Below are 13,534 nucleotides of genomic sequence, written 5' to 3'. Positions count from 1 at the left end.
GGCCCTGTGCTCATGTCCGTGACGACAAAGCCCCGCGCCAGCCTCGGCCGGGTCATCGAAGACCTCGGCAACACCCTGCTCGAGGTGGTGAGCGGTGCGGTCGACGATGACACCGAGATCGAGACGGTCGTCATCCACGACGTCCTCGACGACGCGATGCCGATGCGCCGCGCGCTCGTCCTCGGCGTCGGCCTGAGCGATCCGGACGAGATCGCGGAGCTCCTCCGGGTCCTCGCCACACAGCAGGCCTCCGCCCTGGTCCTGCGTGCGCCCGTGCGTTCGGAGCAGCCGGTGCGCGAAGCATCCGAGGCGACCGGCATCCCCGTCCTCGCACTGACCCGCGGCGCGTCGTGGGCGCAGCTGGCGGCGATGCTGCGGTCCTTGATCGCCGAGGGCGACGTGGGCGATCAGGGAGCCACGACACTCGGCGGGATGCCCTCCGGTGACCTGTTCGCCCTCGCCAACGCCATCGCGACCCTGCTGAACGCCCCCGTGACGATCGAGGATCGCAATTCCCGCGTCGTCGCCTTCTCGGGCCGCCAGCACGAAGCCGACCCCGCCCGCATCGAGACGGTGCTCGGACGGCAGGTGCCCGAACGGTTCGCACGGCAGCTGGAGGAGCGCGGCGTCTTCCAGGAGCTCTACCGCAGCGTGGACCCGATCGACGTCGGCCCCGTGAACAACACCGAAGGACTCCCCTCGTTCCCGCGCGTGGCACTCGCGGTGCGCGCGGGCGACGAGATCCTCGGCTCGATCTGGGCCGCGGTCCAGGAACCTCTGTCCCCCGATCGTGTGCGCGCGCTGAAGGACTCCGCCGGCCTGGTGGCCCTGCACATGCTGCGGCTGCGGGCCGGTGCCGATGTCGAGCGTCGGCTGCGGGCCGACCTGCTCGCCACGATCCTCGAAGGCGGTCCGGGGGCCGCGGATGCCACCGCCCGGCTGCGTCTCAACGATCATCGATGCGTCGTGCTGGCGCTGTCGGCAGCGGAGGAGAGCGACGACGAACCCTCCGCCGGCGCCCGCGGGGTGGCCGAGCGGCAGCGCATCGCCGATGCCTTCGCCGTGCACCTGGGCGCCGTCTACCTCCGCTCGGCTGTCGCCGTGATCGGCAACGTCGTGTACGCGGTCGTCGGCATCCGCCCGGAACAGGGTGATGCGGAGACCGGGGCGGAGCACCGCGATGCGGACAGCCGCGCGGCCCGCGTCGCGACCGACTTCCTCGGGCGGCTCGGGGCCACCAGTGAGATCCGCATCGGCGTCGGCACCGTCGCGGAGGGCGCGGCGGGCATCCCCGCATCGCGCGCGAACGCCGACCGCGCCCTCCGAGTGGTGCGTCAGACGCCTACGCGCGAGCCCGTCGCCCGGTTCACGACCGTGCAGATGGAAGCCCTGCTGGTCGAGCTCGGAGATCTCGTCCGCTCCCGGGGCGACCAGCCCACCGGCCCCGTCGCGCGGCTCCTGGCGCAGGACCGGGAGAAGGGCACGCATCTGGTGGAGACGCTGCGGGCCTGGCTCGACGCGTTCGGAGATGTGGCGGTGGCTGCGGCCCGCGTGTACACGCACCCCAACACGTTCCGGTATCGGCTGCGCCGGCTGTCGGAGATCAGCGGACTCGATCTGACCGATCCGGACGCACGGTTCTCGGCCATGGTGCAGCTGCGGCTCCTCATCCCCCGCGATGGAGGTCTGATCGACGGCTGAGGCTCGTGGCCGGTCGCCGTCGACACCCGGCGTGTGCGGCTCGTGGCCTTCCGTCGAGTGCGCGTGATGCCCGCTCGTGGCCGGCATCCTGCGTATCTGACAGCCATCACACCACATGACGATCATTCAGACCATAGAGTGGATTCTGATTGATCGATCCGATCAATCTGTGGGAGTCAACGAAGGCGACGGTGATCGAAATGGCCAATCTCGACGAGACCGACCGGAGGATCCTCACGGTGCTCGACCGCGACCCGCGCCGACCGGTGGCTCTGATCGCCCAGGACCTGGGCCTCGCCCGCGGCACCGTGCACGCCCGGCTCGACCGGCTCGAATCCGGCGGGTATCTGCGCGCCCACAGCGCGCGCATCCTTCCGCAGGCTCTGGGACGCGGCGTCGCGGCCTCCATCCTCGTCGAGCTCGATCAGCATCAGATCACCGCCGCGATCGACGCGCTCAGCCGGGTTCCCGAGGTCCTGGAGTGCTTCGCCCCCGCGGGCGACACCGACCTGCTGCTGCGCGTCGTGGCCAAGGACCCCGACGACCTCTACCGCGTGGCCGAGGTCGTGCGCCTCTGCCCCGGCATCCTCCGCACCTCGACGAGCCTGTTCCTCCGCGAGGTCATCCCCTACCGGGTGAGTGCGCTGCTGCAGGCGGAGTGAGGCGCGGGAATCGGGTGTCAGCCGATGATGCGCGCGCCCGGGACGGGGCCGTGCACGTGGAGCGGGTCGAGGCCGGTCTCGCGCAGGGCGGACTGCACGTCCTGCGCCGTCTCGGGGTCGGGGCAGAGGAGGGCGACGGTGGGCCCTGAACCCGACACGATCCCCTGCAGCGCACCGGCCGCGACACCCTGCCGGATGGTGTCGGCGAGGTCGGGACGCTCGAACAGCGCGGCGGCCTGCAGGTCGTTGAACAGGGTCTCGGCGAGCTGGGCGGGGTCTCCCGAGCGCAGCGCCTGCAACACCGGGATCGGCACGTCGAGCGAAAGCGGCGGGTCGTCGGCGAGGGCGCCCTCCTCCTCGCGCAGGATGTCGAGTCGCTCGTAGACCACCGGCGTCGAGAGCCCCTTGTCGCTCGGCACCAGGATCCAGTCGAAGCGTCCGCGCGCGAGCGCCGGATTGAGCTGATCGCCGCGACCGGTGCCGACCGCCGTGCCGCCGTGCAGGGCGAACGGCACGTCGGCGCCGAGACGGGCAGCGAGGTCGTGCAGCCGGGCCTGCGAGAGCCCGGTCCCCCACAGCGTGTCGCACGCGACCAGAGCGGCAGCGGCATCCGCCGACCCTCCGCCCATGCCGCCGGCGACGGGAACGCTCTTGCGGATCTCGAGGGCGACGCCGCCCGGGTGGTCGACGGCGAGCGCGAGCAGCTTGGCGGCGCGCATCGCCAAGTTGCGGTCGTCGAGCGGGACCGAGCCGATGTCCTCGACGCCGGCGACCGTGACCGAGAAGTCGTCGGCCGGGCGCGCGATCACGTCTTCATACAGCGAGACCGCTTGGAAGACCGTCGCCAGCGCGTGATAGCCGTCGTCGTGCCGCCCGCCGACCCCGAGGTAGACGTTGATCTTCCCCGGCGCGCGCACGTGCACGGAGTCGGTGGACGCGGCGTGACTCATGATCGGATCACAGCTCCGAGGACTTCGCCCACAGGTTCACGTCGATCGCCCCGGCGAGCTCGTCGATGCGGGTCAGCTCCTCCGCGGTGAAAGTCGGACCGTTGACGGCGGCGATGTTCTCGTCGAGCTGCTCCGGGCGCGAGGCGCCGATCAGCGCGGACGCGACGACCGGGTTGCGCAGCGTCCACTGCAGAGCGAGCTGCGCGAGCGACTGTCCCCGGCTCTGCGCGACCTCGTTCAGCGATCGCAGGGTCTGTACGGCCTCATCCGTGAGTCGCCCATCCGGCAGCGAGCCGCGCTTCTGGGCGCGCTCGGCCGTGCCGTCGCCGAGGTACTTGTCGGTGAGCAGCCCCTGTGCGAGCGGGGTGAAGGCGATCGCGCCCAGGCCCGACTGCTCGAGGGTGTCGGTCAGGCCGTCTTCGACCCAGCGGTTCAGGATCGAGTACGCCGGCTGGTGGATGACCAAGGGCGTGCCGAGCTCCTTCGCCACGGCGACGGCCTCGGCCGTGCGCTCGGCGCTGTAGGAGGAGATGCCGACGTAGAGGGCCTTGCCCTGGCGCACGAGCGTGTCGAGCGCGCCGACGGTCTCGGCGATCGGGGTGACGGGATCGACGCGGTGGGAGTAGAAGATGTCGACGTAGTCGAGGCCCATGCGGGTCAGCGACTGCTCGGCGCTCGCGAGGATGTACTTGCGGCTCGCGAAGTCGCCGTAGGGCCCGGGCCACATGTCCCAGCCGGCCTTCGACGAGATGATCAGCTCGTCGCGGTACGGGCGGAGGTCTTCGGCGAAGATGCGCCCGAAGTTCTTCTCGGCCGAGCCGTAGGGCGGGCCGTAGTTGTTCGCCAGGTCGAAGTGCGTGATGCCGCGGTCGAACGCGTGGCGCAGCAGCGCGCGCTGGTTGTCGAGCGGGATGTTGTCGCCGAAGTTCCACCACAGCCCGAGCGAGATCGGGGGCAGGTACAGACCGGACGTGCCGACCTGGCGGTAGGCGAACTGCTGGTAGCGGCTCTCGTCCGCCGCGTACGGACGGTGCAGCTCGGGGACATCGGGACGGAAGCGGGGGGAGTCGGTCACGGTGCCAGATTAGTCCCTGGTGCCTGCTGCGCGATGCGCTGGTAGTCCTCGACCGTGAGGTCTTCGCCGCGGGCCGTGGGGGCGACGCCGGCGGCGATCAGCACCTCGGATGCCGCCGCCGAGCTGCCGAAGATCCCCGACAGCGCCTGGCGGAGCATCTTGCGGCGCTGGTTGAAGGCGGCATCCACGATCTTGAACGTGCGGCGGCGCTCCTCCTCGGTGCCGCGCTCCCCCTCGGACCGGTCGAAGCCGACGAGCAGGCTGTCGACGTTGGGCACCGGCCAGAACACCTGGCGCGAGACGTTCCCGGAGAGCTTCCACTCGCCGTACCAGGCCGCCTTGACGCTGGGCGAGCCGTAGATCTTCGACCCCGGTTTCGCGGCGAGACGCTCGGCGACCTCGGCCTGCACCATCACCACACCGCGCTGCAGGTACGCGAAGTTCTCGAGGAAGTGCAGCAGCACGGGCACCGAGACGTTGTAGGGCAGGTTGGCGACGAGCACCGTCGGCTCGCCCGGTAGTTCGGTGATGCGCAGCGCATCCGCATCGACGACCGTGAGCCGGTCGGGCTCGACGCCGTGCTCGGCGGCGGTCTGCGCGAGTCGGGCCGCGAGGCGGTGGTCGATCTCGACGGCCGTGACGGATGCCCCGGTCTCGAGGATCGCGAGGGTCAGGGAACCCAGCCCCGGACCGACCTCGACCACGCGCTCGTGCGGCTGCACGCGGGCGGCCTGCACGATCTTGCGCACGGTGTTCGCGTCGGTGACGAAGTTCTGGCCGAGCTTCTTGGTCGGGGTGACGTCGAGCTCGGCGGCGAGTCGGCGGATCTCGGTGGCGCCGAGCAGGGTGACGGTCATCCTGCCATTCTCCCCCACTCTCCCGGTGACCCCCGCCGATGTCCCCCGCCGTCAGTAGTCTTCTCTGGTGCCTTCCCTCGGTGAACTCGTCGCGCCCCGCCGCATGGGCCGCGATTTCCGCTGGCTCCTCGCCTCGTCGTGGACCAGCAACATCGGCGACGGCGTGGCCCTCGCGGCCGCTCCCCTGCTGATCGCGTCGATGACCTCGTCGCCGATCCTGGTGGCATCCGGCGCGATCCTGCAGTTCCTCCCATGGCTGCTGTTCGGACTGCACGCGGGGGCGATCGCCGACCGCTTCGACCGCCGCCGCCTGGTCATGTTCGCCAATGCCGCGCGGGCCGTGGTCCTCCTCGCCCTGTGCGTGTTCCTCGTGACGGGCGTCGCGAACATCTGGATCGTGCTCGCCGTCGCCTTCCTCTACGGCACCGCCGAGGTCTTCGTCGACACGGCGGGCAGCACGCTGCTGCCGATGCTGGTGAAGCCCGCCGACCTCGGCATCGGCAACGCCCGCCTGCAGGCCGGATACCTCGTCGCGAATCAGTTCGCCGGCCCGCCGCTGGGCGCCTTCCTGTTCGCCGCGGGCACCGCCTGGCCGTTCCTGCTCGAGGTCGTGTGCGTGAGCTTCGCGGTCGTGCTCATCTCGCGTATGGCGAAGACGCCCGTCCCGCCGCGCGAGACCGACACGCACCCGCCGGTGCACACCGACATCGCCGAGGGCATCCGCTGGCTGTGGCGCAATCCGCCGGTGCGCATGCTGGTGCTCATCATCCTGGTCTTCAACATCACGTGGGCCGCGCCCTGGGGCGTGCTCGTGCTGTACGCGACCGAACACCTGCACATGGGCGCGGTCGGCTACGGCGCGCTCACGACGGCATCCGCGGCGGGCGGCATCCTCGCCACACTCAGCTTCGGCTGGCTGGAGCGGCACGTGTCGTTCGCGACGCTGATGCGGGTGGTGCTCTCGCTCGAGGTGCTCATGCACCTGTCGTTCGCCCTCACCACCACGGGCTGGGTGGCCCTGGTCATCATGTTCTTCTTCGGCGCCTACGCGTTCGTGTGGGGCACGATCTCCACGACCGTGCGGCAGCGCCTCGTGCCCGCCGAGCTGCAGGGGCGCGTGGCCTCCGTCAACATGGTCGGGGTGTTCGGCGGCATGGTCGTCGGCCAGGCGCTCGGCGGCGTGATCGCCCAGGTCTGGGGCCTCACGGCACCGTGGTGGTTCGCGTTCGTCGGCGCGGCGCTCACGCTGCTGCTGGTGTGGAAGCCCATCTCGCAGATCGTGTCGGCGAAGCCCGTGGAAGAACCCGAGAGTCAGTCGGCGAACGAGCCGTAGACCCGCAGGGTGTTCTCGGCCAGCTGGGCGCACAGCTCATCGACCTCGATACCCAGCTCAGCCGCCATGAAGCGCACCGTGATCGGCACGAGGTACGGGGCATTCGGACGACCCCGCAGCGGCACCGGGGTGAGGAACGGCGCGTCCGTCTCGACCAGGAGGCGATCGAGCGGGGTGACCTTCAGCGCGTCCCGCAGGTTCTGGGCGTTCTTGAACGTCACGTTCCCCGCGAATGACAGGTGGTACCCGGCATCGGCGCAGACGCGCGCCATCGCGTCGTCGCCCGAGAAACAGTGGAACACCGTGCGCTCGGGGGCGCCGACGCGGCTCAGGGTCTCCAGCACCGCATCGTGCGCATCGCGGTCGTGGATCTGCATCGCGATGCCGTGCTTCTTCGCCAGCGCGATGTGCGCCTCGAACGATTCGAACTGCGGCGCCTGCCGCTCAGGCTCGGTACGGAAGAAGTCCAGGCCCGTCTCGCCGATCGCCCGCGTGCGCGGGTGCGCCGCGAGCTCGTCGATCACCGCGATCGCCTCGTCGAGCCGGCCCTCTTCGGCGTACGTCGGCGCATCGTTCGGGTGGATGGCGACGGCGGCGAGCACGCGCGGATCGGATGCCGCAGCCTCGACGGCCCACCGCGACGACTCGATGTCACCGGAAGCCTGCACGACCCCGGCGATGCCCACCGCCGCCGCGCGGTCGAGCTGCTCGGTCAGCGACAGCGGGTCATCGCCGTCGACGATCTCCAGGTGCGCATGGTTGTCGTACACCGGGACCGTGAGCGGCTCGGGAGCGGCCGGATACTTCAGATCCTTGCGTCCGTCGCCGTCACGGCGCTGCACATAGGTCCCCGACATCTCCGTGACCGACCTTGCTCAGGCCGTGGACTCCACCCGGGGGAACAGCGGTGCGAGCCCGTTGACGCTGGTGCCCGGGCGCAGCACGCCCCAGGCTCCGGCCTCGCGGATCGGCTGGTCCTGCAGACGACCCAGGGTCTCGGCGGCACCGAGTGCGACCCAGAGCTTCTCGGTCGACTGCGGCATCACGGGCGAGAGCAGCACCGCGAGAGCACGCAGACCCTCGGCACAGGTGTACAGCACGGTGCCCAGGCGCGTGCGCTGAGCCTCGTCGCGAGCGAGCGCCCAGGGCTCGTTCTCGGTGATGTAGCCGTTGAGCGCGTCGACGATCGTCCAGATCGACGAGATGGCCTCGTCGATGCGGAACTGCGCGACCGCGGCATCCGCGTTCTTCGCCGCATCCGCCACGATCTTCTGGATCGCGAGGTCATTCTCGGTGTACTCGGCCGCGGGCGGCACGACCCCCTCGAAGTACTTCTCGATCATCGCCGTGGTGCGCGAGGCGAGGTTGCCGAAGCCGTTCGCGAGCTCGGCCTGGTAGCGGGCCGACAGGTCTTCCCACGAGAACGAGCCGTCCTGGCCGAACGCGATCGCGGAGAGGAAGTAGAAGCGGTACGCGTCGGAGCCGAACACGTCGGTGATCTCGGTCGGCGCGATGCCGGTGAGCTTCGACTTGGACATCTTCTCGCCGCCGACCAGCAGCCAGCCGTGCGCGAAGACGCCCTGGGGTACCTCGAGGCCGGCGGCCATCAGGAGGGCGGGCCAGATCACCGCGTGGAAGCGCAGGATGTCCTTGCCCACCACGTGGTACGCGGGCCAACGGCGCTCGAACGTCTCCTCGTCGGAGCCGTAGCCGACGGCCGTGGCGTAGTTCAGCAGGGCGTCGACCCACACGTAGATGACGTGCGACTCGTCCCACGGCAGCGGGATGCCCCAGTCGAAGGTCGAACGCGAGATCGACAGATCCTTCAGGCCCTGGCTCACGAACGACACGACCTCGTTGCGCGCGGAATCCGGGCGCACGAAATCGGGCTGCGTCTTGTAGAGCTCGAGCAGACGATCCTGGAACTCGCTCAGCTTGAAGAAGTAGTTCTTCTCCTGCAGCAGCTCCAGCGGCTTCGAGTGGATGGCGCAGACCTTCAGCCCCTCGAAGGGACCGGTGCCGTCGACGATCTCCGACTCGGGCTTGAACTCCTCGCAGCCCACGCAGTAGAGCGCCTCGTACTCGCCGGCGTAGATGTAACCGCGGTCGTACAGGCGCTGGAAGAACGTCTGCACGTTCGTCTCGTGGCGCTCCTGCGTGGTGCGGATGAAGTCGTCGTTGGCGACGTCGAGCGTCGTCAGCAGCGGGAACCAGCTCTCGGTGACGAGCTTGTCGACCCACTCCTGCGGCGTCACGTTGTTGGCCGCCGCGGCGCGCAGCATCTTCTGGCCGTGCTCATCGGTGCCGGTGAGCATCCAGGTGTCATCCCCCGCCTGGCGGTGCCACCGTGCGAGCGTGTCGACGGCCACCGTCGTGTACCCGTGACCGATGTGCGGCACGTCGGAGGGGTAGTAGATGGGCGTGGTGATGTAGAAGGATTCGCCTGCGGGCATGGAGCAATTCTAGGTGTCCGGGCACCGGAGGTTACGCGCTCAGGCCACCGAGACGTCGATGCGGTGCCATCCCTGCGCGCCGTCGGGTGCGGGCGGCGCCGGATCCGATGTCTGGGTATCGCCCTCGACGCTGAGCGCCCGGCACTCGACGGTGTGCGATCCGCTCTCCGCCGTCCACGCCAGACTCCACTGCACCCAGGTGTCGGCTGAGATCGCGGTTGCGAGCTCGGCCCGCTGCCACGGCCCGTCGTCGATGCGCACCTCGACCCCGGCGATGCCGACCTGCTGCTGCCACGCCATCCCCGCGATCACGGTGTCGCCGGCCGGAACGGACTGGCCTCCACGCGGCACATCGATGCGGGACTGCAGCTTGATCGGCCCGCGCTCGGACCATCCCCGTGTGGTCCAGTACGCGGTGGCGCGGTCGAAACGGGTGACCTCGAGCTGGGTGACCCACTTCGTCGCGGACACGTAGCCGTAGAGCCCGGGCACCACGAGTCGCGCCGGGAACCCGTGTTCGATCGGCAGCGGCTCGCCGTTCATGCCGACGGCCAGTAGCGCGTCGCGGTCGTCGGTGAGCGCCTCGATCGGAGTGGATGCCGTGAAGCCGTCGGACGAGGTCGACAGCACCATGTCGGCGTCAGGATCCACACCCGCGCGGGCGAGCAGCTCCCGCACCGGAACGCCCAGCCAGCGGGCGTTGCCGATCAGCGATCCGCCGACCTCGTTCGACACGCACGCGAGAGTGACGTCGGACTCCTGCATCGGCAGGGCGACCAGCTCGTCCCAGGTGAGGCGCACCTCGCGGTCCACCATCCCGTGGATGCGCAGCGACCAGTCGGCCGGGTCGATCCGCGGCACGATCAGCGCGGTGTCGATGCGGTAGAACTCGGCGTTGGGGGTGACGACCGGAGCGAGGCCGGGGATCTCCAGGTCGGCGCCGGCAGGGACCGGCGCCGCCGCTCGCGCCGGCTTCGGCAGCCGCAGCGCGTCACGGACCACCTCGATCGAGCGGGTGGCCCCGCGCGCGACGTTCCCGACGATCAGCAGCACGAGGCCGGCCGCCGCGGCGCCGGTCGTCCAGACCAGGAACCGGCGCCGGTCGATCTCGTCGGGGGCGATTCCGGCGACGGGCCGGAGCCTGCGCACCAGCATCCGCAGGACGATCACCGCGACGAGACCGGCGACGAGGCCGGGGAGCCAGGCGAACGGCCCCGCACCGGGGCGGATCATCGCGGCCACGACGGCGAGTGCGCCGAGAGCAGCGAGGATCACGGCCCCGATCGGAGGGCGTCGCAGCTCCAGGACACCGGCGAACGCGGCGACGACCGCGAGGACGATGGCGACCCCGACGATCAGGGCCACCTTGTCTCCGGTGCCGAACAGCGCGATCGCCGTGTCTTTCGCCCAGCTCGGCGCGAGGTCGATGAGCCCGCTGCCGATCACGGCGAACGGGCTCGCACTCGGCTCCACGACCGCAGCGACGAGTTCCGCCAGGCCGACCGCGACGACGGCCGCGCTCAGGCCCGCGGCTGCGGATCGGATCCGGTCCTGCCGCGTCGAGTGCCTCGCGTGCGTCGTCATTCCCTGAGCGTAACCCCGAAGTCAGAGCCCGTTGCGGCGGGCGACCTCCCCGAGCCAGGCGAGCGAGGGCTTCGGAGTGCGCTCGAACGTCTGATGGTCGAAACCGATCAGGCCGAAGGTGGGGGCGAAGCCGCTGGCCCACTCGTAGTTGTCCAGCGCGCTCCAGTGCTGGTACGCCCGCACATCGATGCCGTCGGAGATCGCGCGGTGCAGTCCCTCGAGCGCACCCTGCGTGTAGGCGATGCGGCGGGTGTCGTCGGCGGTCGCGATGCCGTTCTCGGTCACGAGCACGGGCACCCCTCCGCTGCGTTCCCATGCGCTGCGCACACCCATCTCGAGCGCCTCGGGGAAGAACTCCCAGCCGGTCAGGGTCGTCTCCACATCCGGCGACACGGGCCGCGGACCCTCCGGTCCGATGAAGGTGCGCGTGTACGCCTGCACGCCGACGAAGTCGTCGCCGGCCGACTGGTCCAGGTACCAGTGGTCGCGCGGGTCGCCGTATTCGGCGAGCATCTCGTCGGCGCCGGGCTCGCCGGTGGAGTGGAACGCCTGTGTGGCGATCGTCCAGCCGGCCTTGACCCCGGGCACCGAGTGCAGGATCTCGGAGGCGCGGTGGTGCGCGTCGAGCAGGGTGTCGGCCACGGCGAGGTCGGGGTTCGGGAGGCCGAAGGCGACGAGGTTCGCGGCATCCTCTCCCCCGGCGAGCATCGCGGCGATGTTCGGCTCGTTGATGGTGCACACGTACTCGACGCCGTCGAGGATCGGGAGCACGGTCTCGACGTAGCGGGCGAACAGGTCGACCGCGTCGTCGGCACGCCAGAAGCCGTCCTTCTGGAACCACTGCGGCACCGTGAAGTGCATGAGCGTGACCGTCGGGTCGAGCCCGTTCTCGCGCGCCGTGTCGATCATGCGGCGGTAGTGGTCGAGCATCGCCCGCGAGACGAAGCCGCGCTCGGGCTCGATCCGCGCCCACTCGACCGAGAACCGGTAGGAGTTCAGCCCGGCGTCGGCGAGCAGCCGCATGTCCTCCGGGTAGCGGTGGAAGTGGTCGGCGGCGTCACCGGAGGGCTCGACCATGGGCGAGCCGGGGGCGTGTTCCATCGCCCACCAGTTGCTCGTGGTGTTGTTGCCCTCCACCTGGTGGGCCGCGGTCGCGGCACCCCACAGGAAGCCGTCGGGGAATGCGAGCACGAGTGCTCCTCTCATGAGTGGTTCTATCGGATACGAGTCGGATTGGGCACGGCGTCCAGCAGCTGGATCGTGTACGGATCCTCCGGATGCTGCAGCACCTCGGCGGTCTCTCCGCGTTCGACCACGCGGCCGCCGTTGAGCACCAGGATGTTCTGCGTCACGAGCCTCGCGCTCAGCAGGTCGTGCGTGATGTAGAGCATGCTGATGCCCCATCTCTCGCGCAGATCCTCCAGCAGCGCCAGCACGCCCGCACGCAGCGAGACGTCGAGCATCGAGACCGGCTCGTCGGCGATGAGCACCTGCGGGTCGCTCGCGAGCGCCCGGGCGATCACGACGCGCTGCCGCTGCCCGCCCGAGAGCTGATGCGGCAGCTTCGCCGCGAACTGCTCGACGGGCGTGAGGCCGACGGTCTCGAGCAGCTCGAGCACCCGCGCCCTGGCTTCCTGCCCGCGCAGCTTCGTGTAGTTCATGACCGGGCGCGTCAGCGCGTACTCGACCGTGTGCAGCGGGTTGAGTGCCGCGTACGGGTCCTGGAACACCATCTGCACGTCCTTGCGCAGGTCGCGCAGTCCGCGCCGCTTGAGCGTGGCGACGTCGACATCCCCGAACCGCACCGTGCCGGACGTCGGCTTCTCGACGCCGGTGAGCATCTTCGCGATGGTCGACTTGCCCGAACCCGAGGCGCCGACGAGCGCGAGCGCCTCCCCCGGCTCCAGCCGGAACGACACGTCGTCGACGGCCGTCACGGCATCCTGTCCGCGGCGCGGCGCCGGATAGTGCTTGGACACTCCGTCGACCACGATCGCCGCATCCGCCCGACGCGCATCCCGAGACGACACGGTCGGCAGCGTCTCCGTCACGTCGGTGCGCGAACGGCCTTCGGCGCGCCGCGTCCCGAGGTCGACGAAGCCGGGGATCGACAGGGTCTTCGCCCGCGGGTCCGCGTAGTGGCTGAGCAGCATCCGCGTGTACTCGTCCTTCGGACGCTGCAGGATGTCGATGCTCGGCGCGTCTTCGACGATGCGCCCCTCGTGCATCACCATCACCCGGTCGGTGGCCTCGAGCACGATGCCGAGATCGTGGCTGATGAGGATGGCCGTGAACTGCTCGGCCCGCTGCAGCTCCTTGATCGTGTCCATGACGGCGTGCTGCACGAGCACGTCGAGCGCGGTGGTCGGTTCGTCGAAGACCATGAGCTGCGGCTCCAGCGACAGCGCGAGCGCGATCGAGGCACGCTGGCGCATACCGCCGGAGAGCTCCCCGGGGTAGCGGGCGAGCACCGAGGCGTCGAGGCCGACCTTGCCGATGAGCTCGCGGGCCCGGGCCTCCCGGTTGCCCTTGGGCACGTGGCCGTGGGCGGCGAAGATGTCGCGGAAGTGGTTGCCCACCGTGCGCACCGGGTTCAGTGCGTTCATGCCCGACTGCAGCACCATTGCGAACCCGCCCTGGCGCTGACGACGCAGCTCCTCGGCATCCAGCTCGCGGATGTCGCGCCCGCCGAAGAGGATGCGGCCGCCGCTGATGCGCGCCGGCGGCTTCTGCAGCCGCGTCAGCGCGAAGCCGAGGGTCGACTTGCCCGACCCCGACTCGCCAACGAGTCCGACGAACTCGCCGCGACGCAGCGAGAACGAGACGTCGTGGACGGCGGCGACCGGCGTCGCCCCGGGTGAGGCGTATTCGACGGAGAGGGAGTCGACCTCCAGCAGCACATCGTTGGTGTCCATGGCG

11 protein-coding genes are annotated in these 13,534 nt (G+C 70.1%); 3 read left to right on the top strand and 8 right to left on the bottom strand.

Annotated elements, in window-relative coordinates; translation table 11 throughout:
- Window positions 1–12 precede the first annotated feature (12 nt).
- Together OC372_RS14945 and OC372_RS14940 are read left to right on the top strand one after the other, a co-directional pair.
- The gene (locus tag OC372_RS14945; RefSeq protein ID WP_262002544.1) at window positions 13–1,701 is read left to right on the top strand and encodes a PucR family transcriptional regulator; all 1,689 of its coding nucleotides are present in this window, start codon (window positions 13–15) and stop codon (window positions 1,699–1,701) included.
- Window positions 1,702–1,901: 200 nt separating this feature from the next.
- On the top strand, window positions 1,902–2,363 hold the full coding sequence (locus OC372_RS14940; RefSeq protein WP_029262625.1) for an Lrp/AsnC family transcriptional regulator: 462 nt from the start codon (window positions 1,902–1,904) through the stop codon (window positions 2,361–2,363).
- 17 nt (window positions 2,364–2,380) lie between these two features.
- Here the strand turns inward: OC372_RS14940 and OC372_RS14935 are convergent, their stop codons facing one another.
- The 3 genes from OC372_RS14935 to rsmA are packed head-to-tail and all read right to left on the bottom strand — an operon-like array spanning window position 2,381 to window position 5,245.
- Window positions 2,381–3,313 (bottom strand): 4-(cytidine 5'-diphospho)-2-C-methyl-D-erythritol kinase, encoded by a 933-nt coding sequence (locus OC372_RS14935; protein ID WP_262002543.1) that lies wholly within the window; start codon window positions 3,311–3,313, stop codon window positions 2,381–2,383.
- Between the two features lie 7 nt (window positions 3,314–3,320).
- A complete protein-coding gene (mgrA, locus tag OC372_RS14930) occupies window positions 3,321–4,388 on the bottom strand; it encodes an L-glyceraldehyde 3-phosphate reductase (RefSeq protein WP_262002542.1) in 1,068 nt (355 codons plus the stop codon).
- Window positions 4,385–5,245 carry a 16S rRNA (adenine(1518)-N(6)/adenine(1519)-N(6))-dimethyltransferase RsmA gene (gene rsmA / locus OC372_RS14925; RefSeq protein WP_262002541.1) on the bottom strand — a complete coding sequence of 287 codons (861 nt, stop codon included), beginning with the start codon at window positions 5,243–5,245 and terminating at the stop codon, window positions 4,385–4,387. The genes mgrA and rsmA overlap by 4 nt, the downstream gene beginning before the upstream one ends.
- A gap of 67 nt (window positions 5,246–5,312) precedes the next feature.
- Between rsmA and OC372_RS14920 the strand changes: the two genes are divergently transcribed.
- Window positions 5,313–6,578 (top strand): MFS transporter, encoded by a 1,266-nt coding sequence (locus OC372_RS14920; protein WP_181156278.1) that lies wholly within the window; start codon window positions 5,313–5,315, stop codon window positions 6,576–6,578.
- On the opposite strand, the gene OC372_RS14915 is transcribed toward OC372_RS14920, so the two are convergent.
- From OC372_RS14915 to OC372_RS14895, 5 genes are read right to left on the bottom strand one after another with little or no spacing between them, the layout of a single operon-like run.
- Window positions 6,557–7,435 carry a TatD family hydrolase gene (locus OC372_RS14915; RefSeq protein WP_262002540.1) on the bottom strand — a complete coding sequence of 293 codons (879 nt, stop codon included), beginning with the start codon at window positions 7,433–7,435 and terminating at the stop codon, window positions 6,557–6,559. The two genes, OC372_RS14920 and OC372_RS14915, sit on opposite strands and share 22 nt — an antisense overlap.
- Window positions 7,436–7,453: 18 nt before the next feature.
- Entirely contained in the window at window positions 7,454–9,031 is a 1,578-nt protein-coding gene (gene metG / locus OC372_RS14910; RefSeq protein ID WP_262002539.1) for a methionine--tRNA ligase, read from the bottom strand.
- Between the two features lie 39 nt (window positions 9,032–9,070).
- Window positions 9,071–10,615, bottom strand: a complete 1,545-nt coding sequence (locus OC372_RS14905) for a molybdopterin-dependent oxidoreductase (RefSeq protein WP_262002538.1) — start codon at window positions 10,613–10,615, stop codon at window positions 9,071–9,073.
- 21 nt (window positions 10,616–10,636) lie between these two features.
- Window positions 10,637–11,806 carry a glycoside hydrolase family 1 protein gene (locus OC372_RS14900; protein WP_262002670.1) on the bottom strand — a complete coding sequence of 390 codons (1,170 nt, stop codon included), beginning with the start codon at window positions 11,804–11,806 and terminating at the stop codon, window positions 10,637–10,639.
- A 23-nt stretch (window positions 11,807–11,829) separates the two neighbouring features.
- Window positions 11,830–13,530, bottom strand: coding sequence for an ABC transporter ATP-binding protein (locus tag OC372_RS14895; RefSeq protein ID WP_410054872.1), 1,701 nt, complete (start codon window positions 13,528–13,530; stop codon window positions 11,830–11,832).
- Window positions 13,531–13,534 lie beyond the last annotated feature (4 nt).

It is taken from the genome of Microbacterium sp. Mcb102, from assembly GCF_024519805.1.
Taxonomy (GTDB): domain Bacteria; phylum Actinomycetota; class Actinomycetes; order Actinomycetales; family Microbacteriaceae; genus Microbacterium.
The sequence above is the reverse complement of the archived record's forward strand: the minus strand, read 5'-3'. Positions and strand labels throughout refer to the sequence as shown.

What these genes read in the sequence shown, in the direction of transcription:
- OC372_RS14940 (WP_029262625.1), top strand. Translation starts at nt 1,902, where the DNA reads ATGGCCAATCTCGACGAGACCGACCGGAGGATCCTCACGGTGCTCGAC.
- rsmA (WP_262002541.1), bottom strand. Translation starts at nt 5,245, where the DNA reads ATGACCGTCACCCTGCTCGGCGCCACCGAGATCCGCCGACTCGCCGCC.
- OC372_RS14915 (WP_262002540.1), bottom strand. Translation starts at nt 7,435, where the DNA reads ATGTCGGGGACCTATGTGCAGCGCCGTGACGGCGACGGACGCAAGGAT.
- OC372_RS14905 (WP_262002538.1), bottom strand. Translation starts at nt 10,615, where the DNA reads ATGACGACGCACGCGAGGCACTCGACGCGGCAGGACCGGATCCGATCC.
- OC372_RS14935 (WP_262002543.1), bottom strand. Translation starts at nt 3,313, where the DNA reads ATGAGTCACGCCGCGTCCACCGACTCCGTGCACGTGCGCGCGCCGGGG.
- OC372_RS14945 (WP_262002544.1), top strand. Translation starts at nt 13, where the DNA reads ATGTCCGTGACGACAAAGCCCCGCGCCAGCCTCGGCCGGGTCATCGAA.
- OC372_RS14895 (WP_410054872.1), bottom strand. Translation starts at nt 13,530, where the DNA reads ATGGACACCAACGATGTGCTGCTGGAGGTCGACTCCCTCTCCGTCGAA.
- metG (WP_262002539.1), bottom strand. Translation starts at nt 9,031, where the DNA reads ATGCCCGCAGGCGAATCCTTCTACATCACCACGCCCATCTACTACCCC.